Raw genomic sequence first — 1,085 nt, 5'->3', positions numbered from 1 at the left:
CTGGCGCGAGGCATGAAGGCCGACTTCACCGGCATGGAATGCGTGCAGGAAATCCATGTCGGGGTGTTTTTCGATGGCACCAATAACAATATGGAACGCGATAAACCCCACAATCACTCCAATATTGTCAGTTTGTACGACGCCCATCGCAACGACCGAAAAATCCACTTTGCCTACTACCTGCCTGGGGTCGGTACGCCTTTCAAGGAAATTGGCGAACTGGAGGAATCCAGCTCGGGCAAGAGCTTTGCCACAGGTGGGGAGGCACGGATTCATTGGGCGATGCTTCAGGTCTATAACGCCGTCCACCGGGCTTTTTATGGGACCAGCCTGCTTCAGGAGGATGTCATGAAAACCATGGTCACCAAAGAACTCAGTTCGTTCTACCGCCGCCGCTGGGACGATCAAAAAATGCAGCGCATTTTTTACGACCTGAGCAAGCGTCTGAACAAGGCCATTCTCGGCAAACGTCCCCGTATCACCCTGCTGCACCTTTCAGTGTTCGGTTTCTCCCGAGGCGCCGCCGAAGCCCGTGTGTTCTGCAACTGGATCCAGCAAATCTGCGGCGGCGTGATCGGCGAAGCGAAAGTCAACCTACGCTTTCTCGGTCTCTTCGACACCGTGGCCTCGGTGGGCTTGGCCGATTCCTCTCCTGTCGGTCGCGGGTTTCTCGACTGGGCCCACAACAATTTGGCCATCAGTGGCATCGAAAAGACCGTGCACTATGTGGCCGGCCATGAAATCCGCCGTTCCTTCCCGCTGTCCACCGTGCGCGATGGCGGTAGCTGGCCAGCCAATACCCGCGAGTTCGTCTACCCCGGCACGCATTCGGATATCGGCGGAGGGTACGGACCCGGTGAACAAGGCAAATCCCTCGGCGGTCGCAGCACCCTGATGTCGCAGATCACCTTGAATGATATGTACGAAGAAGCATTCACTGCAGGCGTCAGGTTAACGCACCGTGAGCAGATGACAGACAGAATTACTGAAGACTTCGCCATCGACCCCGCCATGCACGCCGCCTTTATGGCCTACACCGCCTGGACCCTGGAAGCCAACGAGCAAAAGGAAAACCTTGCCGACAG

At 56.6% G+C, this 1,085-nt stretch carries 1 protein-coding gene; it reads left to right on the top strand.

Annotated features, from left to right (window positions below):
* Window positions 1-12: 12 nt before the first annotated feature.
* The coding region (locus BMX68_RS25015; RefSeq protein WP_218145949.1) for a T6SS phospholipase effector Tle1-like catalytic domain-containing protein at window positions 13-1,085 on the top strand (1,073 nt) is incomplete at its 3' end.

The sequence above is a fragment of the Pseudomonas agarici genome (assembly GCF_900109755.1).
GTDB classification, from domain to species: Bacteria; Pseudomonadota; Gammaproteobacteria; order Pseudomonadales; family Pseudomonadaceae; genus Aquipseudomonas; species Aquipseudomonas agarici.
Note: the sequence above shows the minus strand (reverse complement) of the source record. Positions and strands in the feature narration are given on the sequence as shown.